At 58.0% G+C, this 26042-nt stretch carries 27 protein-coding genes, 1 tRNA gene and 2 pseudogenes; 20 read left to right on the top strand and 10 right to left on the bottom strand.

The window, feature by feature from the left end:
- Positions 1 to 282, bottom strand: a pseudogene (locus AKU94_RS20115) (hypothetical protein); the annotation flags it as partial.
- A complete protein-coding gene (locus tag AKU94_RS19450) occupies positions 240 to 380 on the bottom strand; it encodes a hypothetical protein (protein ID WP_157056348.1) in 141 nt (46 codons plus the stop codon). The gene AKU94_RS19450 and the pseudogene AKU94_RS20115, both read right to left, overlap by 43 nt.
- A gap of 416 nt (positions 381 to 796) precedes the next feature.
- On the opposite strand from AKU94_RS19450, the gene AKU94_RS01165 reads away from it, so the two are divergent.
- The 9 genes and pseudogenes from AKU94_RS01165 to AKU94_RS01125 all read left to right on the top strand — a co-directional run bounded on the left by AKU94_RS01165 (position 797) and on the right by AKU94_RS01125 (position 7197).
- The gene (locus AKU94_RS01165) at positions 797 to 1132 is read left to right on the top strand and encodes a hypothetical protein (protein ID WP_050525528.1); all 336 of its coding nucleotides are present in this window, start codon (positions 797 to 799) and stop codon (positions 1130 to 1132) included.
- A complete protein-coding gene (locus AKU94_RS01160) occupies positions 1129 to 1668 on the top strand; it encodes a head-tail connector protein (RefSeq protein ID WP_050525527.1) in 540 nt (179 codons plus the stop codon). Before AKU94_RS01165 ends, AKU94_RS01160 begins: the two co-directional genes overlap by 4 nt.
- On the top strand, positions 1665 to 1901 hold the full coding sequence (locus AKU94_RS01155; protein WP_050525526.1) for a hypothetical protein: 237 nt from the start codon (positions 1665 to 1667) through the stop codon (positions 1899 to 1901). Before AKU94_RS01160 ends, AKU94_RS01155 begins: the two co-directional genes overlap by 4 nt.
- Positions 1898 to 2317 carry a helix-turn-helix domain-containing protein gene (locus tag AKU94_RS01150; RefSeq protein ID WP_050525525.1) on the top strand — a complete coding sequence of 140 codons (420 nt, stop codon included), beginning with the start codon at positions 1898 to 1900 and terminating at the stop codon, positions 2315 to 2317. The genes AKU94_RS01155 and AKU94_RS01150 overlap by 4 nt, the downstream gene beginning before the upstream one ends.
- A gap of 227 nt (positions 2318 to 2544) precedes the next feature.
- Positions 2545 to 3963: a terminase large subunit domain-containing protein gene (locus tag AKU94_RS01145; RefSeq protein WP_232295641.1), complete on the top strand. Its 1419-nt coding sequence runs from the start codon at positions 2545 to 2547 to the stop codon at positions 3961 to 3963.
- 94 nt (positions 3964 to 4057) lie between these two features.
- The gene (locus AKU94_RS01140; protein WP_232295640.1) at positions 4058 to 4288 is read left to right on the top strand and encodes an HNH endonuclease signature motif containing protein; all 231 of its coding nucleotides are present in this window, start codon (positions 4058 to 4060) and stop codon (positions 4286 to 4288) included.
- A 2-nt stretch (positions 4289 to 4290) separates the two neighbouring features.
- Positions 4291 to 5556 (top strand): phage major capsid protein, encoded by a 1266-nt coding sequence (locus AKU94_RS01135; RefSeq protein WP_050525524.1) that lies wholly within the window; start codon positions 4291 to 4293, stop codon positions 5554 to 5556.
- Positions 5556 to 6121 (top strand): annotated as a pseudogene (locus AKU94_RS20770) (HK97 family phage prohead protease). Before AKU94_RS01135 ends, AKU94_RS20770 begins: the two are co-directional and overlap by 1 nt.
- Entirely contained in the window at positions 6121 to 7197 is a 1077-nt protein-coding gene (locus AKU94_RS01125; RefSeq protein ID WP_050525523.1) for a phage portal family protein, read from the top strand. Before AKU94_RS20770 ends, AKU94_RS01125 begins: the two are co-directional and overlap by 1 nt.
- Positions 7198 to 7332: 135 nt before the next feature.
- Here the strand turns inward: AKU94_RS01125 and AKU94_RS01120 are convergent, their stop codons facing one another.
- Complete coding sequence (locus AKU94_RS01120; protein ID WP_083444871.1) at positions 7333 to 7668, bottom strand: Arc family DNA-binding protein; 336 nt, start codon at positions 7666 to 7668, stop codon at positions 7333 to 7335.
- Between the two features lie 81 nt (positions 7669 to 7749).
- Here AKU94_RS01120 and AKU94_RS01115 point away from each other — a divergent pair, with 81 nt between their 5' ends.
- The 6 genes from AKU94_RS01115 to AKU94_RS01090 all read left to right on the top strand — a co-directional run bounded on the left by AKU94_RS01115 (position 7750) and on the right by AKU94_RS01090 (position 10457).
- Positions 7750 to 7902 carry an Arc family DNA-binding protein gene (locus AKU94_RS01115; RefSeq protein WP_050525521.1) on the top strand — a complete coding sequence of 51 codons (153 nt, stop codon included), beginning with the start codon at positions 7750 to 7752 and terminating at the stop codon, positions 7900 to 7902.
- 16 nt (positions 7903 to 7918) lie between these two features.
- A complete protein-coding gene (locus AKU94_RS01110; protein WP_050525520.1) occupies positions 7919 to 8197 on the top strand; it encodes a hypothetical protein in 279 nt (92 codons plus the stop codon).
- 12 nt (positions 8198 to 8209) lie between these two features.
- A complete protein-coding gene (locus tag AKU94_RS01105; RefSeq protein ID WP_050525519.1) occupies positions 8210 to 8578 on the top strand; it encodes a hypothetical protein in 369 nt (122 codons plus the stop codon).
- A gap of 101 nt (positions 8579 to 8679) precedes the next feature.
- Positions 8680 to 9324 carry a MerR family transcriptional regulator gene (locus AKU94_RS01100; RefSeq protein WP_050525518.1) on the top strand — a complete coding sequence of 215 codons (645 nt, stop codon included), beginning with the start codon at positions 8680 to 8682 and terminating at the stop codon, positions 9322 to 9324.
- 9 nt (positions 9325 to 9333) lie between these two features.
- Positions 9334 to 9525, top strand: coding sequence for a hypothetical protein (locus tag AKU94_RS01095; protein WP_050525517.1), 192 nt, complete (start codon positions 9334 to 9336; stop codon positions 9523 to 9525).
- Positions 9522 to 10457 carry a site-specific integrase gene (locus AKU94_RS01090; protein ID WP_232295638.1) on the top strand — a complete coding sequence of 312 codons (936 nt, stop codon included), beginning with the start codon at positions 9522 to 9524 and terminating at the stop codon, positions 10455 to 10457. Before AKU94_RS01095 ends, AKU94_RS01090 begins: the two co-directional genes overlap by 4 nt.
- A 160-nt stretch (positions 10458 to 10617) precedes the next feature.
- Here AKU94_RS01090 and AKU94_RS01085 read toward each other — a convergent pair.
- Both AKU94_RS01085 and AKU94_RS01080 read right to left on the bottom strand, forming a co-directional pair.
- A tRNA-Cys gene (locus tag AKU94_RS01085) sits at positions 10618 to 10691 on the bottom strand.
- A gap of 250 nt (positions 10692 to 10941) precedes the next feature.
- Positions 10942 to 11580, bottom strand: coding sequence for a DnaJ domain-containing protein (locus AKU94_RS01080; protein WP_050525516.1), 639 nt, complete (start codon positions 11578 to 11580; stop codon positions 10942 to 10944).
- 72 nt (positions 11581 to 11652) lie between these two features.
- Here AKU94_RS01080 and AKU94_RS01075 point away from each other — a divergent pair, with 72 nt between their 5' ends.
- Positions 11653 to 11907, top strand: coding sequence for a BolA family protein (locus AKU94_RS01075; RefSeq protein WP_050525515.1), 255 nt, complete (start codon positions 11653 to 11655; stop codon positions 11905 to 11907).
- Positions 11908 to 12007: 100 nt separating this feature from the next.
- Here AKU94_RS01075 and AKU94_RS01070 read toward each other — a convergent pair whose 3' ends face one another.
- From AKU94_RS01070 to AKU94_RS01060, 3 genes are all read right to left on the bottom strand, one after another.
- Entirely contained in the window at positions 12008 to 14149 is a 2142-nt protein-coding gene (locus AKU94_RS01070; RefSeq protein WP_050525514.1) for a malate synthase G, read from the bottom strand.
- A gap of 159 nt (positions 14150 to 14308) precedes the next feature.
- Positions 14309 to 15676 (bottom strand): FAD-binding domain-containing protein, encoded by a 1368-nt coding sequence (locus AKU94_RS01065; RefSeq protein WP_232295637.1) that lies wholly within the window; start codon positions 15674 to 15676, stop codon positions 14309 to 14311.
- A 61-nt stretch (positions 15677 to 15737) separates the two neighbouring features.
- On the bottom strand, positions 15738 to 15938 hold the full coding sequence (locus AKU94_RS01060; RefSeq protein ID WP_050525512.1) for a hypothetical protein: 201 nt from the start codon (positions 15936 to 15938) through the stop codon (positions 15738 to 15740).
- A gap of 124 nt (positions 15939 to 16062) precedes the next feature.
- Here AKU94_RS01060 and pepN point away from each other — a divergent pair, with 124 nt between their 5' ends.
- The 4 genes from pepN (at position 16063) to AKU94_RS01035 (ending at position 21741) form a co-directional block, all read left to right on the top strand.
- A complete protein-coding gene (pepN, locus tag AKU94_RS01055) occupies positions 16063 to 18627 on the top strand; it encodes an aminopeptidase N (protein ID WP_232295636.1) in 2565 nt (854 codons plus the stop codon).
- Between the two features lie 63 nt (positions 18628 to 18690).
- A complete protein-coding gene (gene gatB / locus AKU94_RS01050; protein WP_050525511.1) occupies positions 18691 to 20202 on the top strand; it encodes an Asp-tRNA(Asn)/Glu-tRNA(Gln) amidotransferase subunit GatB in 1512 nt (503 codons plus the stop codon).
- Positions 20203 to 20638: 436 nt separating this feature from the next.
- Entirely contained in the window at positions 20639 to 21322 is a 684-nt protein-coding gene (locus tag AKU94_RS01040; protein ID WP_050525509.1) for a L,D-transpeptidase, read from the top strand.
- A 71-nt stretch (positions 21323 to 21393) separates the two neighbouring features.
- Entirely contained in the window at positions 21394 to 21741 is a 348-nt protein-coding gene (locus AKU94_RS01035; protein WP_050525508.1) for a DUF4177 domain-containing protein, read from the top strand.
- Between the two features lie 9 nt (positions 21742 to 21750).
- Here the strand turns inward: AKU94_RS01035 and AKU94_RS01030 are convergent, their stop codons facing one another.
- Positions 21751 to 22857, bottom strand: a complete 1107-nt coding sequence (locus AKU94_RS01030) for a pyridoxal phosphate-dependent aminotransferase (protein WP_050525507.1) — start codon at positions 22855 to 22857, stop codon at positions 21751 to 21753.
- 64 nt (positions 22858 to 22921) lie between these two features.
- Positions 22922 to 25996, bottom strand: coding sequence for a valine--tRNA ligase (locus AKU94_RS01025; RefSeq protein ID WP_050525506.1), 3075 nt, complete (start codon positions 25994 to 25996; stop codon positions 22922 to 22924).
- Positions 25997 to 26042 lie beyond the last annotated feature (46 nt).

The raw sequence follows: 26042 nt of genomic DNA, 5'->3' as shown, positions 1-26042 counted from the left end.
CAGATGTAGGAAATCTCCCCGGCCCATTGTGGTTCGGGCCATCAGCAAAGAAGTCCTGATCCAGAAAATCGGGGGCGACATTGAAGGCGTAATTGCTGTCAGTCGTGACGTTATGTTTACGGGCTCGAATACCTTGATCGCGTTCTCACGCATCAACCGGCCCCTCTTACCGTTTGCAAGCAAACCGTTGCCTGACAACGGGTGCCCGACAACAAGACCGGGATCGCGCAGTTCCTCCGTCATGCGAGGCCGACCCTGGCTACCCGCACCAATGCGCCCACGTCACACCCTGCAAGCTGCGCCAATTGCTCTATGGCCACCTTCTCACCACGAAAGAGCGGGTCGATCGGAAAGGCAATGTCGCCGCAGAACCTCTGCATCGAAATGGCGCCATTCCTGGCCGCAAGTCGTGACAGCAAGGAAGCAGCAGGCTCGCACGCGGCATGTGCCACCGTCAGCGGCGACTGCGGGAAATTCGTTCCGGGAGTGGCAGATAAGCTTTTGCCCAAGCGAGGCTTCCGAGATCAGACAAGGGCAAGATTTACTTGACCTTACGATCACCCGCTCAACTGAGCAACGCTGCGATGAATTCAGGAAATTCTGCCAAATGGGTCAGTTATCTGTCACAAAAGTCGCTTTTGCTTGGCATTTGACACAAATGTAGAATGGTGCACCCGGAGCGATTCGAACGCCCGACCCTCAGATTCGTAGCCTATCCCACTGCTATGAAAATAAAGAAGAATTTAGCAAACCGTCCTTAAAACCCACCGTTTCAGATCAATGGGTTACAGGGACGGTGCAAACCGAAATTCCCGCTGAAAACTGGAAAAGCCTCAAATCTATATTGAGCGCATCCTGCTTTGACCGCTTGGCAGGCGTGAAAAACTTGCAGGCGGCAATTGATGCTTGCGACCCCGCGCTTGCCGCAATCATCATGGATGAAGAGCTAGAGAAGCTTGCCTTCGGCCAGCCAAGCAACACGCTCTACAACGTGATGGATGAAGCAAGCTGGTGGGCTGGTTATGCCACCCCCGCCGAACACAAGGCTTACTGCTTAGCATCGTTCAACGCCATGTCACCAAAGGACCGCACCGGGTTCCTGCACTATGTGCAGGGGAGGAAATCGGCATGATTGTTGATCGTTCGCCCCTTAGCGGGCTGCCCGCCCCCTTCGATCTGGCTACGGTGCTGCTGCACTGCCGGTTAGGGAATGACACTGATGCGGTCAATGAGGCTACCCTCCACGCAACTGCGGCGGCTTTGGAGATTGAGGCCTACGCCTCAATAGCGCTGCTGCATCAAACCATATACATCAGCATGGCCGAGTGGCCCGATGTGGCATGGATGGCCTTGCCAATAGCGCCCCTGCTCGACCCCGCGACCGTCACCGTAACAGCACGGGGTGACGAATTTGAAGGCTTCACAGTAACTACTGGGCACCGCCCAAAACTTTGGATTGATGGGCCTGCGCCGCGCGGTGATGTGGTGATCGAGTACAAAGCGGGCTTCGGAGATAAGGCTTCAAATATTCCGGCAGATTTAGCTTTGGCGATCATGGACCAGGCTTCTGCCTTCTATGACCTGCGCGGCGCGGGCGATGGTAAATCTAGTGGATTATCACCTCATGCGGCGCGCATTGCGGCCCGCTATCGTCGGGTATCGCTATGACCACGAGGACGGTTGACGAGCTGCTGTTCCATTGGCGCGCTGTGATCGGCGCAGCGCCCAAGGGGTTCGCCCGAAACTTTGCCCTATCCATTCAAAAGGCAAGAGGACGCGCCGACTGGCAGCCCTCTGCCAAGCAACTGTCACTGATGAACAGCATGGTCTCGGACCTGTTCATGCACGGGGGCAACACCGAAGACGATGATGAATTTAAACTGATCGAGGACGTGCGATGAGCTGGAGCGCAATCAAATGGGCAATGGAAGCATCACAACACGCCCGGCTGACCACCGTGCAGCGGGTTGTGCTGCTGACGCTGGCCTACCACTACAACGACAGGGGCGGCGTCTGTACGCCATCCAACGAGACGCTACGGGCCGAGACAGGGCTGTCGCGCCGTGCCGTGCAGGTGGCCGTGCAGGCGCTTGAGGCTAACGGCCTCATAACAGTCTCCACACGCACCCAACACAACATCCAAACCAGCAACCAATATGACCTGTTTCGTAACGCGAAGGGGCGCACCAGATGCGCGGGGGGGGGCGCAGGAAACGGAACAGCGGGGGCGCACGTGGTGCGCACGAACTCTTATAGCCCTGACCGTAGCACATCGAACGTAGCGGCGTTCCCCGTTCAACGGCGGGTCATGCTATGAAAATGGAGGATGCTGCCGTGGCGCATGATCTCTTCGGAAATGGTCCCAATGCCCCCAAGTCTTTGCGGGGTAGGACCGATGATGGGACTGTTCCTTTCTCTCTTCTCGAAAAAATCCGGGGAAAATCGCAAGCGATCCGCGCAATTCAGTTTTTAGGGCTTTTGAATGTTCCAGAGGGCAAAAAAGCAGGAAAAACGCTAAAACTAGCTGATTTTCAACGTAAATTCGTGAAAGGCGCACTTTCCAAGGGTGTTATGGTCGGCGTCCTGTCGATTGGTCGCGGGAATGCCAAGACTGCCCTGTCGGCTGGCCTTGCACTGGGTGAGTTGGTCGGTGCGCTTGAAGTTAAGCCCCAGCCTAAGCGCGAAGTGATCATCGCAGCCCGCAACCGCGATCAGGCCAAGACAGCATTTAGTTTTGTGCTCGGTTTCATCCAGGGACTGCCGGAAGAGGATCAGGCCAAGTTTATCATCCGGCGCGGTTCTAAGCTTGAAATCGAGTTCGAAGGCAATGGCGGCGGGTTGGTTAGAGTGATCGCAGCCGATGGCAAATCCATCCTTGGCGGCGCGCCTACGCTGGCAATATTGGATGAGCGGGCAGCATGGGAACGCGAAAAAGGCGACAATCTCGAGAACGCGATCCTGTCAGGCTTGGGCAAGCGAGATGGTCGCGCCCTGATCATATCAACCTCTGCCCCTGATGATGCCAACACCTTTTCCCGCTGGCTCGATGAGCCGCCCCCCGGCACATACGTCCAGGAACATCGCCCGCGCTATGGCTTGCCAGCAGATGATTTGGAATCGCTGCTCGAAGCAAACCCCGGCGCGAAAGAAGGCATTGGCGCGGCCCCTGACTGGCTGGTGTCGCAAGCCCGCCGCGCCCTCGCTCGTGGTGGTTCGGCTCTGTCCAGTTTTCGTAATTTAAACAGAAATGAGCGCGTTTCTTCCGAAGATCGTTCTGTGTTGGTAACTGCCGACGAATGGATGAACGCAGAAGTTTCGCCCGATGATTTGCCGCCACGCGAAGGCGCTTGCATCCTTGGCGTAGACCTCGGCGGCAGTCGTTCCATGTCGGCAGCGGCTTTCTATTGGCCCGAGACTGGACGGCTTGAGGCTCTCGGTACTTTCCCCGCGATGCCTTCGCTTGCAGATCGTGGCGCGGCTGACGGTGTATCAGACCGATATACACAAATGCACGAGCGGGGCGAATTATCGGTTATGGGTGAGAACACTGTTCCGCCTGGGCCTTGGCTTGCGCAGATCGTGCGCCACCTTGACGGCGCCGAGGTGGCTTGCGTGGTCGGTGACCGCTTTCGACATGCAGAGTTTTCCGAAGCCATGATGTCGGCAGGTCTGGGCCGTGTCCCGTTTATCTGGCGCGGCTTCGGATGGAAAGATGGTTCCGAGGATGTTGAGCGGTTCCGCCGTGCGCTGTTCGACGGCGAAGTGCAGTCCGTGCCCTCGCTGTTGCTGCGCTTTGCCTTCGCTGACGCGATCACGCTGATCGATCCGGCTGGCAACCATAAGCTGGCAAAGGCGCGCAGCCTTGGCCGTATTGACGCGGCGGCGGCCGCTGTCCTTGCCGTGGCGCAAGGTGCGCGGATGAAAGCCGCGCCCATTCGGAAAGAGAGGGCGCTATGGCTGTGATCCGCAAAGAACACGCCCGTCACTCAAAAAAGGTCACATCGACCCGCCGTTGGCAGGTGCTACGGCAACAAATCCTTGAGCGGGATGGCTGGAAATGCCGCTGCTGTGGAGAACGTCGCAGGCTGAGATCGACCACATCAAGCCCGTGCGCACTCACCCCGAATTATCCTTCGACCCGCGTAACCTGCAACCGCTTTGCGGTCCATGTCACACGAAGAAGACCCGCATCGAGTGCGGACACAAAGAGAAATCCCCTGAGCGTAAAGCTTGGGCAGATGCTGTCGCCACTTTGGCGGCAGAAACCACCAAACCAATGGAGAAATGAGTATGCTTAAGTCTGTTGAAATCACCCGGCGTCAGTATGAAATTCGCCAAAACCTTGCCGAGCTGGTAGGGAAAGAAAAGCCCACCGAGGACGAAACCCGCCAAATGGCCGCGCTCGATCTGGAATACCGGAACGGAGAAACCCGCTATCGCGCGGCATTGATTGCCGAGGATACCGAGCGCCGGGACGCCGGGGCCGAGCTTGAAACCCGTTCGGGCAAGGAATGGGCCGAGATGATGGCGGGCTTTGAATTGCGCCAGATTGCTTTGAACCTGGACGAAGGGCGGCAACTGGACGGCAAGACCGCCGAAATCGTGCAGGAGCTGCGCAGCGCGGGCGGGTTCCGTGGCATCCCCGTGCCGTGGCAGGCATTGGAGCAACGCGCGGGCGAGACTGTCGCAAGCGGCACCCCCGACCCCGTGCAGCAGCGCCCGATCATCGACCGCCTGTTTCCTGATAGCGTAGCGGCCCGCATGGGGGCGCAGATGATCAGCATCGCGCAAGGTTCTGTGGCATGGCCCGTTACGACAAGCGCGGTTTCTGCGGGATGGGCAGCATCCGAAACGGGCAACGTTGCAGGGCCGACCGCCTATGCCACCACAGACAAGGCAATGTCGCCTGACCATAATTTGGGTGTTCAAATGCGCATCACCCGCAAGGCATTGCAGCAATCGGGCGCGGCGCTTGAACAAGCGATCCGGCGCGATATGTCCGGCGCTATGGGCGCGGCGATGGACAAGGCGGTTTTCCTTGGCACCGGGGCCGATGGTCAGCCCTTGGGCGTGATCACCGGGGCGGCAACCTACGGCATCACAAGCACGGCTGTCGACGACGCGGCAAGCTGGGCGGCGTTCCGCGCGGCTGTGGTGCGCTTCATGGCTGGCAATGCGGCGGGTGGTCCCGATGCGATCAAGGCAATGATCCGGCCCGAATTGTGGAGCTTCCTTGATGATACCCTGATTAGCGGCACGGCTGTTTCGGAGTGGGACCGCATGGTCAAGAACATTCCGGCGGTCAATATCGCCATGACCACAAACGGCCTTGCCGCCCCGGCTGGCAGCCCCTTGGCTTGCACTTCTCTTTTGACCACGGCAGCGGGCGGCGTTGCGCCTATCTTTGTCGGGGCATGGGGTGCGGTTGATTTGATCCGAGACCCCTACAGCGATGCACAATCGGGCGGGCTGCGCATCACGGCGCTTGCCACAATGGATGTGACGGTTGCGCGACCTGCACAGCTTGAAATCCTGACCGGGCTGGAACTGGCCTAATGCTTTGGGGTTCGCACCAAGGCGGGCTGGAATTGCGCACCGAGGGCGGGGAAACTCGCCTTCGGGCATCCTTTCCATATGGCCGGGAAACCGTGCTTTCGGATGGTGCGCAACCCCGCAAAGAGATCATCGAAAGCCGTGCTTTCGCTGACCGCATCGAGCGCGGCGAGGAAATCCACTTCCTTTCCGGGCATGACTATAACAAGCCATTGGCATCGACACGGGCGGGCACCTTGACCCTGCGCGATACCGACACGGCGCTAGAAGTGGAAGCCGTGATCAGAGGCGGCACCACTTGGGCGCGCGACTCCTGTCTGCGCATGAATCGGGGCTTATCCGCGGATTGTCACCGGGCTTTCGCGTTCGCCCGGGTGGTGAGGGAATTGAGGCGCGCGGCGGGGCAATCTTGCGCACCGTTCGATCTGCCGACCTGTTCGAGATTAGCGCCGTAACTGTGCCGGCATATTCAGAGGCACAGATTGAGGCGCGGGATTGGCAAGCGCCAAAAGACGCACCCCAAGACTGGGCGCGCTTTTATGCCGCCTTTAACCGTTGGAGAGCCTAATGTTCGGATTATTCAAACGCAAAGCACCAATCGAAACCCGTTCCAGCGGCGCGGGCTATACGGGGCTGATGATGGCCGCGCGGGAAGGATTTATCAGCGGCGGGCAAGGCGTGGCAGAGCTGACCGCGACCGTTCAAAGCTGCGTTAGCCTCTGGGAAGGCGGTTTCGCCCTTGCCGATGTGCAAGGCGCGCCGATACTGGATCGCCGCACCATGGCCCTGATTGCGCGGGCTGTGGCCTTGCGAGGTGAAGCGGTGATGCTGATCACTGAACGCGGCTTGTTGCCTTGCGCCGATTGGGATTTATCAACCCGTGACGGCACCCCAAAAGCCTATCGCCTAAGCCTGTCAGACGCGGGCGGCGCGCGATCTGTGACCGCCCTTGCCGCCGAGGTTCTGCACCTGCGTATCGGGTCTGATAGTGTATCACCTTGGGCCGGGTCTGCCCCCCTGCGCCGTGCGCCCCTTTCGGCGTCATTGCTGGGCGAGGTGGAAACCGCCTTGCGAGATGTTTACCGTGATGCACCGCTTGGCTCTACGATCATCCCGCTGCCAGAAGGCTCTGTCGATGATATGGACACCATGCGGCAACAATTTAAGGGGAGGCGAGGCGCAAGCCTTTTGATCGAGGGTGTAGCGCAGTCAACGGCGGCTGGTATGAACCCCAATATTGGCAAATCGCCGGATCAGCTTTCCCCTGACCTTTCAAAATCCATGACAGTTGAAACCTTGGCAGCGGCACGTCATGCAATCGAAATGGCCTTCGGGGTGTTGCCGGGCATGTTCAACCATGCATCAACAGGGCCAGTGATCAGGGAAGGGCAGCGCCACCTTGCGGGCTGGACCTTGCAGCCGATTGCCGCCCTACTGGCCGAGGAAGCAACCGTCAAGCTGGGCGTGGAAGTCTCGATCGACACCATGCGCCCCGTGCAAGCCTATGACGTAGGGGGCCGCGCCCGTGCACTGTCAACTATCGTCAAGGCGCTGGTTGAGGCCAAAGGGGCAGGCATTGCCCCAGGCGATCTGAACCAAGCCCTTACCCTGGTGAATTGGGGAGAGGGCGACAACGCAGTTTAAGAATTGGCAGGGTGCGCCTGCGGTTTATTCATCCCCGCAAAGCACCCCCTTTAGACGGCAAGTAGGAAAACCCCGTCACCGTGTGGCCCTGTCCAAAGTTTTCAGCAGGGCGCGACATGGAACACTAAGGCCGGATCATGCAGGACGCTGATCCGGCCTATCCTTATCCAAGGGGGATGATGTGCCCAAGCCTGTTTCAGGCTGGCTGTCGTTTTCAACCAGCAGATCAATCATCTGCTTAATCTGCATGGCGATCATTTTTTGAGCGAGAGCTTTTGCTTTGGGATTTTTAATCTCGCCAAGCATAACACCGCTGAAAATATCTCCCCCGAAACTTGTATCCAGTCTATCCACAATTTCTGCATTCATACTGCGGCTATTAGCATCTGCGGCAGCCTTGATCCTGTCGCGCATTCCATCGGGGAGGCGAAGAACAAATTTATCCTGATCTTGGGGCTTTCTGTCTGTCATGCTGGCATAAAGCCACATTTAGAGCTTGACGCAATGGTGGCTGTGAGCCATGTATGGCTGTGAGCCATGAAAGGGCCAGACATGACAACCCGCAAACCTTTGCAGTTGCGCCTACCTACCGATCTAAAGGAGTGGATCGAAGGGGAAGCAGAAAAAAACGGATCTAGCCAAAACAGCGAGATCATTCGGGCCATTCGTGACCGCATGGAACGCACCAGCCACCAACCAGCCTAAACCAAGGGAAAACACCATGCCGAAAAGCAACGCCCAAGAGGCGACCGAAGAAACATGCCTTGTCGACAAAGGGAGAATTGAGGACCTCTTCTACTCAGTGTTGCAGCTTAGCAATCTGGTAGATGCGCTTCACACCCTAATTTGCACGCTTCCTGAATTTGGCGAACCTATGACTGGCTGCAAAAAGCGCGCCCTGCAAGGTGTTTGCTCTTCGTTTTACGACCTAGCCACACGCATGGAAGTGGATCTTGAGGACATTGATTTTGAGCCTCAAAACGCAACAAAATTGAATTAAAGGAAAACCACCATGACAAACATCATCCCTATTTTGGGTAATGCCCCCGGCTTGCCTACAGTCCCAGAAACGCACCGCCATTATGAATTTGGCACATTCAAAGAGCGCCTTGCTCATACCTGCGCACTGTTTGAAATTGACCCGCCAAAGATCACCTATGAAGACGGCGAGCCAACACTGACCGAGCCGTTTATGCAATGGATCGGAGACCACAATGTCAACATGGACTGGCTGTTCGGAGGAAGCCCTTGCGCCATGTTACGCGAGTGGAGCAAAGCACGAAGCCTAGAGCGAGAAGAGCTAAAGGCAATCCGCGCGCTAGACCCGTCCGCCCGCGCAGCCTTGCTAAAAAAACTGCAAGACAACGCGATCAGTGAATAGGGAGGGCATGGTTAGGCCCTTTTTGCACTCGTACAAAACGGGAGTATTGACACGGTTCTAAAATTCGGGTCATATGAACCGATACGGAGCGGAAGGGCAGCATGAAACTCACCATTGATCCACTTACACCAAGCGAGGCTGCCGAAGTGACTGGCGTTTCACTAGATAACCAAAGAAACTTGCGGAAGCAGGGCTATTTGCCAAAGAATAAGGGCCATGCTCGTTTCTCTTTGCTGGAGGTTTGTCGCCTGCTGGTCATTGGCGCACTATCGGAGCGCGGGATCGGGCCAAAAGTTGCGGTGACTTTTGCAGATACTGCTGCCAGAGGAATTTTGCTCAAAGTCCTCTGGCAGTCGGAACTATACTCGGAAAGATCCGCAATTGCTGCGCATGAGGCCACCAGTGAGAGCTTTGCGTTAGATAAACACCAAGAGGCACTTGCACTGTCTATGGGCGCTAAAATTGACGAAAAAAGCCTTCGGTGGCTTCACGGCACCCACGCGAAAAATCATCTTGTAACGTCACTAGAATCGGATCTTGGGGTTAGTGGGGAAAAGGCCCCTGAATTATTCGTGTACTGGGCTAACGGCCATCCTGAATTTTTCTATGGTGAAGACCACCCATTTGCAGATCATGCTTTCCATATGGCCGCATGGCAAGGACCTGCAATCATGCTTTCCATCGGTGCCATGGCTTCTCTGCTGGCGTCTCGCTTGCCGCACCCCATTGTCCACTTGAGCGAGTAGGGCAACGAAATGGCTGTATCTCCGCAAAACCAAGCGAAGACCCTTGCCGCCGCGCTTATGCGTGAGGCGCGGGCGGCTGGCTGGCTGCAAGCGCGGCTCGAGGTCAAACTTGATGGTAGCGTTACAATTGATGCCGCGATGAATGGCCCCGAAAGTCATGATGACTTCCTTAGCTCTGATTTACGTATGGGCAGAAAATGACAAAAAAGAGCCTGCCTAAGTACGTCTATCAGGATCGGGGATATGTCCGCTTTATCCGCCGTGCGAGGGGCGTATCTGTGATGATGCAAGAAGAGCCGGGCACCCCTGAATTTTGGGACCATTACAACCGCCTGCTGAAAGGCCGCGATCCCATTCCAAACAAGCGGACATTCGAGACGCTTGCCCTTAGCTACTTTGAGAGCGATGGCTACACCAAGCTAAAACCGCGTACCCAATCAGATTACCGGCACTACATCGAGCATATTCGCAAAATTTGGGGCGACCGCGATCCGCAAAAGATCGAGACGCAACATATATACGAACTGCACCGGGCTAACGCTGATCATTGGCGGCAGGCAAACTATCTGGTTCAGGTCATGGTCATACTACTGAACCATGCGCGGTTGATCGGCTTCTTAAAAAAAGAACATAGCAATCCCGCAAAGGGTATTCCGTTGTTTAAGCAACAGGGCGAGGGCTGGGAACCGTGGCCGGATGATGTGCGGGCCGAGTTTGAGGCGATTGCAACGCCACGGGCGCGCCTGATCTATGAACTTTGCGTAGGGACGGGGCAGCGCATCGGTGACGTTCTGCGGATGCGCTGGGATCATATCAAGGATGATGAGATCACAGTGATGCAGGGGAAGGGCGACAAGGGTTTGACTATCCTGCTGACCAATCGACTTAAGGCTTACCTGGCGACCGTGACCAAAAACGGGCTGACAATCGTAACCGACGCAAAGGGCGCACCTGCGATCTATCGGACCATTGCCCAAGAAATGCGCACGGTTAAAGCCAAGATGCAGCACCCAGATGCCAAGACCTATGTCACCCACGGCCTGCGCAAGAATGCGACAATCGAACTTTATCAGGCCGGGAACAGCGATGAACTGGTCAAGGCAGTGACCGGCATTCCAGCACCGAGATGCTGAAAAAGTACGGTGGAACCGTTCGCCAAGTGTCATTCGCACGTGAGGCGCAAGAGGCGCGGAATCGTGCAGAACAGAACAGGGACAGAACGTAAATGTTTCAACAGGTGTTTCAAAACGAAACCATGAAAGGGCAGAGCATGGCGCAAGTCATTGAAAACAATGGAGGCGGGTACCGGAATCGAACCGGTCTACTCGGATTTGCAATCCGGTGCATAGCCTGCCTGCCCACCCGCCATAGTGCTGCGTTTGATATGTGTTCTTTTCGTAGAGGTCAACCCGTTTCACAGCCGCTTCCACATTCTTTTTACACTACATTTTACACATACGATTGACGGGGCCATAATGCTGCATGGCGCGTCAGCCCCGCAATAGAACAGGATGTCAGCAAGGTCGCAAGATTGGGCTGGGGTCTCGCATTTTTCCCCAAACGCCGACTCCGCGTTGTCCCTCTGAAAAAAGACACTGTGCAGGGCCAGCGGTTGTGTTATTCGCGGAAAAACCGGCTGTCCTTGATCTGGTCCCATGCCCAGACCACCTCTTGCAACCGCTCCTCATCCGAACGGTCCCCGCCGTTCATGTCGGGATGAAGATCTTTTACCAAGCCTTTGTATTGCTTGCGAATTTCATGTTTGGTCCAAGTATCGCGCGCATCCAGGATCTCCAAGGCTTTGCGCTCGGTCGAGGGCAGCTTGCGAGAGGCGGCAGCAGGATTGATCTTGCCTGGATTTTGCGTAGCTTTTTCGCCAAGGATAGACATGGGATCATTAACCCCGAGCCGTGACCAGACCCGCCCCTCGTCAGGGCGCTTGTTAAAGGGCTTTGTCTCGCGCCCCCAAACACGGTCCTTATCGAGGAACTCTTCGAATTCTTCTTCGGTGTTGCCCTGAAAGAAGTTCCACTTCAGGTTATACTCCCGAATATGGGCTTTGCAGAACCAGAAAAATTCGTCCAGCAGGTCAGGGCTTTTGGGCGCACGATAGAGCCCCGGCTCGTTGCAGTTGACCGCATCGCAGGTTCTTGTCGACGTCTCGAACGCGCCGGACATGCCGCGCCGTCCGGTCTTGCGCTTCTTCTTGTCCGAAGAAACGCGCATATCAAATTCAAAGGGGGGACGTTCTGCCATGGTGTTGCCTTTCCGACTCGAACGCGAGAGTTTAGACTATTGGTCAAAGGATTGAAGGGGGTTGACAGACTTATGCCGGTCGCAGACGAGATTTACCGCAAACTAAATGAAGCATTTTCCCCCGATACGCTTGAGGTGGTGAATGACAGCGCCAGCCATGCGGGGCATTCCGGCGACGATGGCACCGGTGAGACACATTTCAATGTCATCATCCGCGCGCCTGCTTTTGCCACAATGGGGCGGCTACAACGACACCGCGCGGTACATGCCGCAATCGGGGCGGATCTGATGGGCCGTATTCATGCATTGGCGTTGGATATAGAATAGCCGGATCTGGACCCGACTATCTAGTGTGGGACAGGTAAACATCAGGTAAATACCAATGATAAAGCCGCGCCCGATGATGGGTGCGGCTTTGTTCGATGGCTTAGCCTTTGGCCTTTAGCTCCAGCCGGCGGGCATGGAGGACAGGCTCGGTATATCCCGAGGGCTGTTCGCGCCCTTTGAACACCAGATCGCAAGCGGCTTGAAAGGCGATCCCGTCAAAGCCGGGGGCCATCGGACGATAGGCCGGATCCCCCGCATTCTGGCGGTCCACGACCTCGGCCATTTTATGCATCGCTTCCATCACCTGTGCTTCGCTGACAACATCGTGATGCAACCAGTTGGCAATCGCCTGGCTAGAGATCCGGCAGGTCGCGCGGTCCTCCATCAGGCCGACATCATGGATATCCGGAACCTTGGAGCAGCCGATCCCCTGATCAATCCAGCGCACGACATAGCCCAAAATCCCTTGGGCGTTGTTTTCGACCTCTTGGCGGATCTGTGCATCCGACCATTTGCGATAGCTGGCCAGCGGAATATCCAGCACCGCATTCACATGCGCCCGGGCCCCGTCCGCCGCAAGCCGTTCCTGCACCGCAAAAACATCGATCTTGTGATAATGGAGCGCATGCAATGTCGCCGCCGTGGGCGAGGGCACCCAAGCACAATTCGCCCCGGCTTTGGGATGTTCCACCTTTTGTTCCAGCATCGCGGCCATCTTGTCGGGCATGGCCCACATGCCCTTGCCGATCTGTGCGCGACCCGACAGTCCGCAGGCAAGGCCTGTATCGACGTTCATATTCTCATAAGCGCCGATCCAGCCCTTGCGCTTGATGAACTCCTTGCGGCTGAAGGGGCCTGCCTCCATTGAGGTGTGGATCTCGTCGCCGGTACGGTCGAGGAAGCCGGTGTTGATAAAGCAGACCCGGCTTTTGGCGGCGCGGATACATTCCTTGAGGTTGACCGTGGTGCGGCGCTCCTCATCCATGATGCCCAGTTTGACGGTGTTCTGCGGCAGGCCGAGCATCTTTTCCACAGCGGTGAAAATCTCATCGGCAAAACCGACCTCTTCGGGGCCGTGCATCTTGGGTTTGACCACATAGACCGACCCGGTCAATGAGTTGCCGCCATCCCGTTTCAGGTCATGCATCGCGAGCAAAGTGGTGATGCAGGCGTCCAGCAGGCCTTCATAGGCCTCATTTCCCTCGGCATCCAGAACGGCGGGGTTTGTCATCAGATGGCCGACATTGCGCACCAGCATCAAGGCGCGCCCCTTGACGGTGAATGTGCTGCCATCGGGGGCGGTGAAATCGCGGTCACTGGCAAGGCGGCGGGTGATGGTTTTGCCACCTTTTTCAAGCGTTTCCTCAAGGTCGCCCTTCATCAGGCCAAGCCAGTTGGAATAGGCCAGAACCTTATCTTCGGCATCGACGCAGGCGACGGAATCCTCACAGTCCATGATGGCCGAGATCGCAGATTCCATCCGCACATCCGCCAAAAGCGCACGGTCGCGGCTGCCCATTGGATGGGCGCGGTCAAAGACCAGCTCCACATGCAGCCCGTTATTGACCAAAAGCACGGAATCCGGCGCCTTGGGGTTGCCGAGGTAGCCCGCGAATTTTGCAGGATCGACCAGCGGCAGATCATCGACCATCAACTGGCCCTTGTGCACATGATAGCGGCTGACATCGGAGTGGCTGGTTCCCGCAATCGGAAAAGCCATGTCCAGAAACATCCGCGCACGGGCCACAACACGCGCGCCATGGCCGCGGTCATAGGCCCCCTTGGGCGGCTCTACGCCCATCGCATCGGTGCCGTAAAATGCATCATAAAGGCTGCCCCAACGCGCATTGGCGGCATTAAGCGCAAAACGGGCATTGGTAATTGGCACCACCAGCTGCGGGCCGGGAATCTTGGCGATTTCCGCATCCACATTGGCGGTGTCGATTTTGAAATCCCCGCCTTCGGGCACCAGATAGTCGATCTCTTTGAGGAAGGACATATAGGCATCGGGGTCATGCGGCTTGTCGCGGTTGGCAATATGCCATGCGTCAATCTTGGATTGGATCGCATCGCGTTTTTCCAAAAGCGCACGGTTCTTGGGGCCAAGCGTATTGACGATCCCGGACATCCCTTCCCAAAAAACATCCGCCTCTATGCCGGTTCCGGGCAGCGCGCGTTCCTCGATAAACTGCGCCAGTTGCGCATCGACCTTGATCCCAGCCTTATCCAACATCTGTGCCATTCGCGCGCCACCTCCATTTGCATACGATGGCACACAGTTAGGCCGAAAAGCGGTAAAAAGCAATTGGAATGGCCTTGTTTTCGGCCGTCTTTGGAGAAATGACTTTCTTGGTTTTTTTGAAAATAATACCGCCGTTTTAGGGATTGTTGCAGGGCAACCCTAAAGGTCAAGCGCGAGTTGCCCGAGGTGGGCGGGGCGGCTGCGGCGGGTTTTGGGGGGTGTTTCGCCGCGTAAGGGGGCGATGGCGGCCCTTGCCTCTTTGGCGGCGGTTGCCAGATCGACAATCGGCTCGGGATAGCGGCGCCCCAGCAGGCTTTGCGCACCGGGCCAGATCCAGGGCATGTGCACAAAGCGGTCGGGAACCGGGGCCAGCTCTGGCACCCAGCGGCGGGTAAAGCTGCCACGGGGGTCATGTTCCAGCCCTTGTTTGACGGGATCGATGCCGCGCAAACGGCCATTCTCCGAAAGGCCTGAGTGTTGTTGTACCTGTGGCCAATGGATGGAGGGGTCGTAATCGGTAAAGCGGCGCGCCAAAACATTGCCGACAGCGCTTCGGTCAAGCCCAAGGTAATAGGTCGCAAAAGACAGCAGCATCGCCCGCGCCTTGAAATTCAGCCAGCCGCTGGCGGTCAGATAGCGCATGCAGGCATCCAGAAAGGGATAGCCGGTTTGCCCCTGCGCCCATGCCTCCATGAGTGCGCCCGATGTGGGGCTGCCCGCCAGATGGGGCGCGGCATGTCGATCCATGCCCTGTGCGCTTTGGGCAGAGGGCGCGCGCCAGACAAGACGGGTCTCAAAGCCGCGCAGATTTGCTGCCCAAGGCCCGCCCGGTCGTGTGGCCCGCCTTGCGACGCTCGCGGCGACGACGCTGCGGGATGAGATCACACCTGCGGCAAGATAGGGTGAAAGCCGCGAGCAGGCCCGCTCTGCCTTCAGGGGTGAGGGCATTGACCGGAGATAGCCGGCGCCGCGATGCTCCAGAAAACTGTCCAGCAGTGCCCCGGCCTGTACGCGTCCGCCGGTTTGACGGTGCGGGCAGGAATCGGCTTGCAGACGGAGCGCCCGAGCGGGGGGGATCTCTCCGGGTTCGATCCCGTCAATGGGCTGGAAGCGGGGGGCGGGCAAGGCCGGATCATCACATTTCTGCGCACCACGCGCCAAAGGGACCTCTTTCCATTCAATACCCGCATCACGCACGCAAGCGGCCAAGCGCCGGTCCCTTGCGCGGGTCCAGGTGTTGCCGACGTCCTGATGACTGATGATACGGGTGATGGCATTTTGCTTGCACAGGCGCGGCAGCACTTCGATTGCATCCCCTGTGCGCACAATCAAAGGCCCGCCCAAAGCCGCCAGATCGGTGCGCAGGCCCGCCAGCGTCTCGGCGGTAAAGGCCCATTGGCGGGACGATGTATCTGGCAAGGCCCAATAGTCAGGCTCCGCGACATAGAGCGGCAAAACACGGCCCCACCCTGCCGCAAGGCAGAGGGCAGGGTGGTCATAGACCCTTAAATCACGCTTGAACCACAAGAGAACATTCATAGAACAAATGGACAGGATTCAGTCGGATTCGGCAAGTCGAAAGTTTCGGTCAATCGCTTGTCGTGGTCTCTACGCCTTCTGGCGCGCTGGTTGCGGCACCTTCACCAAGCAAAGTGCCATCCGGGTCGGTCTCGTCACCAAGAAAGACGACTAAGGCCAGACCGACAACAACCAAAACAGCCGCAATCCCGACAAGCGGGCCGCGATGGTTTTTCTTTTGACGCTCGATATTTGTGTTCGGGGCAGACATGGGGCGCTCCTTTCCAAGAGTTGCGCAGCGGTGCGGGTTGATCACCGCCACCCGGAGGACTAACGTCGCGAAAACGGTCATGGTTCCCAATTTGACCGCCCCATTACGCGAAAGGCCGCTCCCCGTGGAAACCTCTTCTGTGCAAACTTCACCCAAAGCGATTCTTCTTGCCGACTACCAACCCTTTCCCTTTTTGCTGGATCATGTGGCCCTGCATTTCAAATTGCATCCGGCGCAAACACGGGTGAAGGCGCGGCTGTCCTTTGCGCCCAATCCGGCGGCCGAGGCGGGGCAGGATATGCGGCTGGACGGGGAGAACCTGATCCTGCACGCGCTGTCGTTGGATGGCAGGCCACTGGCACACAAACCCGATGCCACGGGGCTGACGATTCCGGCGGCGGATTTACCCAATGGCCCCTTTGTCCTGGAAACCGAGGTGGAGATCTCACCCGAAACCAATACCTCGCTGGACGGGCTTTATATGTCGGGGGGCATGTATTGCACCCAATGTGAGGCGCAGGGCTTTCGCAAGATCACCTATTATCCCGACCGCCCCGATGTCATGGCGCGCTTTGATGTGACGATGGACACGGATATGCCGGTGCAACTGTCGAACGGCAATCCGACGGGGCCGGGCGCGTGGCATGACCCTTGGCCCAAACCCGCCTATCTCTTCGCCTTGGTCGCGGGCGATCTGGTGGCCCATTCCGATACGTTCACCACCATGTCGGGCCGCAAGGTTGCGCTGAACATCTATGTCCGCCCCGGTGATGAGGGCAAATGCGCCTATGCGATGGACAGCCTTATCCGCTCGATGAAATGGGATGAAGAGGTCTACGGCCGCGAATATGACCTCGATATCTTTAATATCGTTGCGGTTGATGATTTCAACATGGGCGCGATGGAGAACAAAGGGTTGAATATCTTCAACTCCAAGCTGGTGCTGGCCACGCCCGAAACCGCCACCGATGATGATTACGCGCGGATCGAGGCGGTGATCGCGCATGAGTATTTCCACAACTGGACCGGCAACCGCATCACCTGCCGCGACTGGTTCCAGCTTTGCCTCAAAGAGGGGCTGACGGTTTACCGTGACCAGACATTTTCGGGCGATATGCGCAGCCATGCCGTCAAACGGATCGAGGATGTTCTGGCCCTGCGCGCCCGTCAGTTCCGTGAGGATGGCGGCCCGCTGGCCCATGCCGTGCGCCCCGATAGCTATGTAGAGATCAATAATTTCTACACCGCCACCATCTATGAAAAAGGCGCCGAGGTGATCGGCATGCTGCGCGCGCTGGTGGGCGATGAGGGTTACTCCAAGGCGCTGAACCTTTATTTTGACCGCCATGACGGGCAGGCGGCCACCATCGAGGATTGGCTGAAGGTGTTTGAGGACGCCACGGGGCGCGATCTGGCACAGTTCAGACATTGGTATACCCAAGCCGGAACCCCGCATCTGACGGTAACAGATGACTTTAAGGACGGCGTATATACGCTTACGATTGAACAGAAAAACCCTGCAACGCCGGGTCAGCCGTCTAAGGATTCAAAAGTAATCCCCGTGGCCGTTGGGCTTTTGGGGTCGAATGGTGATGAGGTGCTGCCGACGACCGTGTTGGAGTTGACGCAAGAACGGCAAAGCTTTGCATTTGAAGGGCTTGCCAACCGTCCGGTTCCGTCCATCCTGCGCGGGTTTTCCGCCCCTGTGATCCTTGAGCGTGAAAGCTCGGCCGAGGAGCGTGCGTTTCTACTGGCCCATGACACCGACCCGTTCAACAAATGGGAGGCAGGGCGCGCCTTGGCCAAGGATGTGCTAATGCGCAAGGTTATCGGGGGCGATGAGTCGCCAACGGATTGGCTGACAGCGGTTGAGACTGTGACCTTTGACGAAAGCCTTGATCCGGCGTTTCGCGCATTGACCCTGCGCCTGCCGGGTGAGGATGACATCGCCCAGAGCCTGCATGCCGCGGGCCATGTGCCGGACCCAGCCGCGATCCACAGCGCGCGCCGTGCGATGCAGGATGATCTGGCGGGGCATCTGGCCAAACGTCTGCCTGCCCTGATCGACGGCTTGCAAACCCCCGGTGCCTTTGATCCGGGCGCTGTTGCGGCGGGGCGGCGTGCGCTGCGGCTTGCGGCCCTTGCCTTGATGGCGCGGCTGGATGGCGGGGCATCTGCACAGGTAGCCATGGAAAATGCCAATTCGATGACCGAAGAGCTGGGCGCCTTGGCGATCTTGCTTGATATCGGGCAGGGCGATGAGGCCGCCGCTGCCTTCCGCCATAAATGGCAAGGGGACCGTTTGGTGATGGACAAGTGGTTCGGGCTTCAGGTTGTCTCTGCCGCGCCCGACCGTGTGGCGGCTGTGACAGATGCGCTGACCAAAGATCCGGATTTCGACTGGAAGAACCCCAACCGTTTCCGCGCGGTCATCGCCTCACTGGCAAGCAACCACGCTGGGTTTCACCATGCCTCGGGGGACAGCTACCGCTTGTTGGCCGATTGGCTGATCAAACTGGATCCGGTCAACCCGCAAACCGCCGCGCGCATGTCGACGGCGTTTGAGACATGGCCCCGCTATGACGCCGACCGTCAGGCCTTGATCCGTGCGGAACTGGCCCGGATTGCCGCCACCCCGAACCTAAGCCGCAACCTGACCGAGATGGTGGGCCGGATGCTGGGCACATAACCCCGCTTGAACACGGTTCAGCTTGGGCTTAGAACCGCAGCAAGCTGATATAAGGGACGCGCTATGCTTGATCTGACCTATGAAAACCCGAAGCCTAAGGTCATTGCCGGGGCCAAGCAGGATTGGGAGCTTGTGATCGGGATGGAAATCCACGCGCAGGTTTCCTCTAATGCCAAGCTGTTTTCGGGCGCGTCGACCCAGGTGGGCGCGGAGCCGAACTCCAACGTGGCCTTTGTGGATGCCGCGATGCCGGGGATGCTGCCGGTGATCAACGGCTACTGTGTGGAACAGGCGGTGCGCTCCGGTCTTGGGCTGAAGGCGCAGATCAACCTGCGTTCGGCCTTTGACCGCAAGAATTACTTTTATCCCGACCTGCCGCAGGGCTATCAGATCAGCCAGCTTTACCACCCCATCGTGGGTGAGGGCGAGGTGCTGGTGGAGCTTGCCCCCGGTGTTGCCCGTCTGGTGCGGGTGGAACGGATCCATTTGGAGCAAGACGCGGGTAAGAGCATTCACGACATGGACCCGAATATGTCCTTTGTGGATTTCAACCGGACCGGCGTGGCCCTGATGGAAATTGTGTCACGCCCCGATATCCGTTCGGCCGAGGAAGCCACCGCCTATGTCACCAAGCTGCGCCAGATCCTGCGCTATCTTGGCACCTGTGACGGCAATATGCAAAACGGCAACCTGCGCGCGGATGTGAACGTTTCCGTCTGTCCCCCCGGCCAATATGAGAAATATCAGGCGACCCAGGATTTCAGCCATCTCGGCACCCGCTGTGAGATCAAGAACATGAACTCCATGCGGTTCATGACCCAAGCCATTGATTTTGAGGCCCGCCGCCAGATTGCGATCCTTGAGGACGGCGGCAGCGTGGATCAGGAAACCCGCCTCTATGATCCCGATAAGGGCGAAACCCGCTCCATGCGCTCCAAGGAAGAGGCGCATGATTACCGCTATTTCCCATGCCCGGATCTGTTGCCACTAGAGATCGAGCAGGCTTGGGTCGATGAGATCGCGGCCAATATGCCCGAGCTTCCAGATGCCAAGAAAGCCCGCTTTATGGGGGATTTCGGCCTGACCGATTATGACGCGAATGTGCTGACGGCGGACCTCGATTCCGCCGGCTATTTTGAGTCGGTGGCCAAGGGCCGTGACGGCAAGATCGCGGCGAACTGGGTCATCAACGAGCTCTTTGGCCGGTTGAACAAAGAGGGGCTGACCATTGCCGAGACCCCGGTCTCATCCGTGCAACTGGGCGGGATCATTGATTTGATCAGCTCTGGCGAAATCTCGGGGAAAATGGCCAAGGATTTGTTCGAGATCATCTGGACCGAGGGGGGCGATCCGGCAGAGGTTGCCAGTGCCCGCGGCATGAAACAGGTCACCGACACCGGCGCGATTGAGGCCGCAGTGGATGAGATCATTGCCGCCAACCCTGCGCAGGTCGAAAAAGCCAAGGCCAACCCAAAGCTGGCCGGTTGGTTTACCGGACAGGTGCTGAAGGCTACAGGCGGCAAGGCAGCCCCGGCGGTCGTGCAGCAGCTTGTTGCGCAAAAACTGGGCCTCTAGTAGGGGTATCCGTGCGCCGATCACGACAAGCTGATCGGCGCTCCGCTTTCCTTTCAGGGTGAAATCGCCGATGTTCGCTCTATGATGATATTGCGTTCTTTTTGTCAGGCTTTGCTGATCTTGCTGGTTTTGCCTTGGGGGGCGTTTTCGGCCACGCAGGTTTCTGCGCGACCTGCTTTGGTTGCTGCCTCGCAACAAACTGTGCCCAGCACGCTGCAGAATACCCCCAAGCCCTGCCGCAGCGCGATTCTGCCCTGTCAGGTGGACATGGCCTTAATGGCCGGATTTACAGTGCCGCCGCAGATACAAGTGGACGCAGTTTTCCAGATGTCGCGCGCCATACTGGGGCAGGGCACCATTCCCTCTCCGCCGCGCGGGCCACCGCGAGTGGTCTGATACCACAATCAGCCCTATATCAGACCTTGAGGAACACAACATGTTGACCAGAAGATGTTTTGCCGCATTCGGTGCGATGGCGGCGCTTTCCGCCTGTGCGCGCCCGATAGCCCCCGAAGCGGCCCCGCCCGCGTACCCGCCGCTGCCTATGTTTTACGGCCCGATATATGGTGAACCCTTTCCGATTCCCGCGATTGAGGAAGGCAGCCTTGCGCCTGAGCTGTGGCGCCAAGAGGTGCAAAACCCGTGGCCCAACAGCCCGCGCGGCAGCATTATTATCGACCCCGGTGCCAAGCTTTTGCATTTTGTCGAGGGGCGGGAAACGGCGATCCGCTACGGCGTTAGCGTTGGCGCACAGGGCTTTTCATGGGATGGCACGGCGCGTTTGCAGTTCGGGCGTGAATGGCCCCGTTGGAAGGTGCCCGACGATATGATCAAACGGCGGCCAGAGCTTGCGCCCTATTCCGTTGCCAATGGTGGGATGGATGCGGGGCCGGGCAATCCATTGGGCGCGCGCGCGCTCTATCTGTTCCAGAACGGCAAGGATACGCTTTACCGCATTCACGGCGACGCTAGCGCGCAAGAGTTGGGACATGCCGTTTCCTCGGGCTGTATCCGGATGCTGAACCAGGACGCGATCGATCTTTATGATCGCCATGTCCACGGGGCCGCAGTGACGGTTTTGCCCTCGGTTCGGTCAGTGGGGCTTTCGGATGTGTATTAACAGGGGCCATTTTTCTTTCCCTCGATTGGCCAATCGGCTATATCCCGTGCAAAAAGGCGCTTGGAGGCCCCATGAAATTCTATGAGTACAAGGTCATTCCGGCCCCGAACAAAGGTGAGAAGGCCAAAGGAGTCAAAACCCCGGCTGAACGATTTGCCTATCGTTTGACCCGATTGATGAATGAAATGGGGGCTGCGGGCTGGGAATATGTCCGCGCCGATACCTTGCCCTGTGAAGAGCGTTCGGGCCTGACCGGCACCAAATCAGTGTTCCAGAACATGTTGACCTTTCGCCGCGAATCCCGGGCCGAGGCCGTAGAAATGCTGACCCCAGAAGCTATACCGGTCCGAGCCGAACCTAAGCTTTCGGCCGTGCCCAAAGCCCCTGATCCGATTGAAGCGGTCAGCAAAGCGCCATAGGCGGATTGATCAATCCCTTGCCGCCGCCAAAGCGCGCGGCAGGGCATCCCTAAAGATCTCCAACGCATCTGCATCGCCCAGGCTGACGCGGATACAGCGATCCATAGGTGCGGTTCCGGGCATGCGGACAAAGACACCCAGACTGCCCAGCTCTGCCAGAACCCGGCGCGCGAAGTCTCCATCCTTACCGCAGTCGATGCAGATGAAATTCGTCGCGGATGGCAGTGCCTGTAAATCGTTTTCGCGCGCCACCGTGGCAAAACCCTCACGCGCCGCGACGATTTTTGCCTTTATCTGGCGCAACCAGTCCTGATCGGCCAAGGCCGCCAGCGCGCCGGCCTGTGCGATACGGCCTATGCCAAAGTGATTGCGCACCTTGTTGAAGGCCTGTGCCAGTTCGGGTGCTGCAATTGCATAGCCAACCCGAAGCCCCGCCATGGCATAGCCCTTGGAAAACGTGCGGAAACGGATGACACGCGGATCATCGGGGGCAATTTTCGGTGCGCTGTCATCGGGGGCAAGGTCGATATAGGCCTCATCCAGAATCAGCAGGCAGCCCTCGGGCAGGTTTTCAACCATCTGTTCCACAGTCTCGGCTGGCAATTGGTTGCCCATCGGATTGTCGGGATTTGACAGATAGATCAGCTTGGCATCCACCGCGCGAGCGCGTGCCAACAGCGCATCAGGATCCTCAAAATCATCGCGGTAGGGCACCTTGTGCAACACGCCGCCAAAGCCCGCCACATGGAAGTTGAACGTCGGATAAGCCCCGTCAGAGGTCACAACCGCATCGCCCGCTGCGATCACCAACCGCACGAGATAGCCCAAAAGCCCGTCAATCCCTTCGCCCACGACGATATTTTCGGGGGCCACCCCATGATGCGCCGCAAGGCCCACACGCAGGTCATGGTTTTCCGGATCGCCGTACATCCAGACATCACGCGCCGCCGCGGCTATTGCCGCTAGCGCGCGGGGCGAGGGGCCAAACATGTTTTCATTCGCACCAAGACGCGCCTTGAAGGCATGGCCCATGGCCCGTTCCTGCGTTTCGGGGCCGACAAAAGGCACGCTTGCGGGCAGGGATTGGCTTAGCGGGGTAAAGCGAGGGGGGGTCATCGGCGGCTCCGGGTTGTGGAAAGGGGGCAGATTGCCCCCCTTTGTTTTCAGGTCGGGCGATGCCCTATTCCATTTCGGCAAGGCGCGCCAAGGCGGCCTGGATCTTGGTGATTTCTTCCTCACCCAAGGCCAGCTTTTCGCGGGTTTCCTCAACCACTTCGGGCTTGGCGCTGGCCACGAATTTGGGGTTGTTCAAACGGCCACGCAGCCCGCCCATATCCTTTTCCAGCTTTTCCAGCGTTTTCGACAGCCGCGCGCGTTCTTCGGCGATGTCGATCAGCCCTTCCAGCGGGATAGCAAAGGTTGCGCCCTCGGCGGCGACGGTGATCGCCCCTTTGGGAACTTGCGCCGCCTCTTGCGCGCTCTCGATCCGGGCAAGACGGAAGATCAACGCCTCATTCGCCGCCAGTGCCGCCTTGGCGTTTTCATCCAGCCCGACACAAAGCAGCTCTACCTTCAGACCGGCAGGCACATGCATTTGCGCGCGCGCCGAGCGGATATCCTCGATCAGGCCGGTGACCCAGTTCATCTCGCGTAGCGCATCCGCATCGATCAGCTCTGTGCCATAGGTTGGCCAATCGGCATGGACCAGCGGCTTGGCGCGGGTGCCGGTGGTGGCCCAAAGCTCTTCGGTGATGAAGGGCATGATCGGGTGCAGCATGATCATACATTGATCCAGCACCCAGGCCATCGTCTTGCGGGTCTCATCGGCTTGGTCGCCATCAAACAGCGGCTTGGCAAATTCGACATACCAATCGCAGACCTTGCCCCAGACAAAGGCATAAAGCGCGTTGGCGGCATCGTTGAACTTATAGGCCTCCAACGCGGCGTCGACCTCGGCGCGGGTCTTGGCGGCCTCGGCGATGATCCAGCGGTTCACGCGGGCCTCGGCGGCTGGGGCTGCGCTGGTGGCGTGACCTTCCCAAACGCCGTTCATCTCGGCAAAACGGCAGGCATTCCAAAGCTTTGTGCCAAAGTTGCGATAACCCTTAATCCGGTCTTCGGACAGCTTGAGCACACCGCCCATTGCCGCCATCTGCGCCATGGTAAAGCGCAGGGCATCGGCACCGTATTCATCGACAATCACCAGCGGGTCAATCACATTGCCGCGGGTTTTGGACATCTTCTCACCCTTCTCATCGCGCACCAATTGGTGGAGATAGACGGTGTCGAAAGGTTCCTGACCGACCACGGCAAGCTGCATCATCATCATGCGGGCAACCCAGAAGAACAGGATGTCCTGACCAGTGACAAGCGTATTCGTCGGGAAATACTTCTGCAATTCCGGCGTGTTATTGGGCCATCCTAATGTTCCGATGGGCCAGAGACCGGAGGAAAACCAAGTATCAAGCACGTCGGGGTCGCGCCAAACCGGATAGACCAGATGGGTCGGGTCCTGGCTGACGTTATATTCTGCCAGACTGGCGGCAAGGACCTCTACCGCCTCGTGTTTATTGGCGACCTCAATGATGCGCGCATTGTTGAGCGGGGCGGGAATATCTGCGTTATCGTCAAAGAAGCCGTTTTTCACATCCTCGAATGAAGGCGCGCAATGCATCACAGTGCCGCTTTGCAGCATCCCGTCAGGCAAGAGCAGCCCGAGCAGGTCGACCTCATCCAGATCGCCGTCATCCTCCAGCTTGCCCTCATAGCCAAGGTCAAGACCGTACCAGACCGGGATCTGATGCCCCCACCAAAGCTGGCGTGAGATGCACCACGGTTCAATATTATCCAGCCAGTGGAAATAGACCTTCTCGCCCGATTCCGGCATGATCTTGGTGCGGCCTTCACGCACCGCATCCAGCGCAGGCTGTACGATTTTGGCGGTGTCGACGAACCATTGGTCAGTCAACATCGGCTCGATCACCACTTTGGAGCGGTCGCCAAAGGGCTGCATGATCGGCTTGTTCTCTACAACCGCCACCTTTTCCAGATGTTCGGAATTGGTTTCGGGGTCGATGCTTTTGACCAATTCGGTCACGTCAAGCCCTTCGGCGGTGATATCGGCGATCACCTTCTTGCGGGCCTCGAAACGGTCGAGGCCGCGGTAATCGTCAGGGACGAGGTTGATATGGGTGGTGTCTGTCGGCGGCTCTTCGCCCTTGGCGATTGCCTTGGCGATGGCGGCAGACTCGGCATAGGACAGCCCATCGGTGCGCATGCGGGCCTTGGTATCCATCAGCGCGTAAAGCGGGATGCTGTTGCGCTGTGCCACGCCGTAGTCGTTAAAGTCATGCGCGCCGGTGATTTTCACCGCACCGGAGCCGAAATTCTTATCGGGGTATTCATCGGTGATGATCGGGATCAGGCGACGTTCTGCCTTGGGGCCAACCGGAATTTCGCATAGTTTTCCGATGATTGACGCATAACGTTCATCCGATGGATGAACAGCAACCGCGCCGTCCCCCAGCATGGTTTCAGGCCGCGTGGTGGCGATGGAAATATAGTCGCGCATCTCGCGCAGGGTTACATTTCCGTCTTCATCACGTTCGACATATTCATAGGTTTCCCCGCCGGCCAGCGGGTATTTGAAGTGCCACATATGGCCCGCAACCTCGACATTCTCGACCTCGAGATCGGAAATGGCGGTTTCGAAATGGGGGTCCCAGTTGACCAGACGCTTGCCGCGATAGATCTGGCCCTTGTTATACATCTCCACAAAGACCTTGATGACGGCATCGTGGAACCCCTCATCCATGGTGAAGGCGTTGCGTTCCCAATCACAAGACGCGCCAAGACGTTTGAGTTGGTTGATAATTGTGTCGCCGGATTGCTCTTTCCATTCCCAGACTTTTTCCAGAAAAGCAGGCCGACCCATTTCGGCGCGCGTGGGCAGGCCATCCGCGGCCATCTGACGTTCGACCACAAGCTGGGTTGCGATGCCCGCGTGGTCCTGACCCGGCTGCCATAGGGTGTCATAGCCCTGCATCCGTTTCCAACGCACCAGAATATCCTGAATGGTGTTGTTGAAGGCGTGCCCCACATGCAAGGAGCCGGTCACATTGGGCGGCGGTATCATGATGCAGAAGGTTTCATCGCGGCTGGCATTGGCACCGGCACGAAATGCGCCATCGGCCTCCCATTTGGCAGAGATACGGGCTTCGGCCTCGGCGGCGTTGAAGGTTTTTTCCATCGGCATCTTGGGCTTCCTTTTCGGCATTTGGGGTGTTCTACCGCGCCCGCGT

The organism is Pseudorhodobacter aquimaris, assembly GCF_001202025.1.
In the GTDB taxonomy this organism is placed as follows: domain Bacteria; phylum Pseudomonadota; class Alphaproteobacteria; order Rhodobacterales; family Rhodobacteraceae; genus Pseudorhodobacter; species Pseudorhodobacter aquimaris.
Note: the sequence above shows the minus strand (reverse complement) of the source record. Positions and strands in the feature narration are given on the sequence as shown.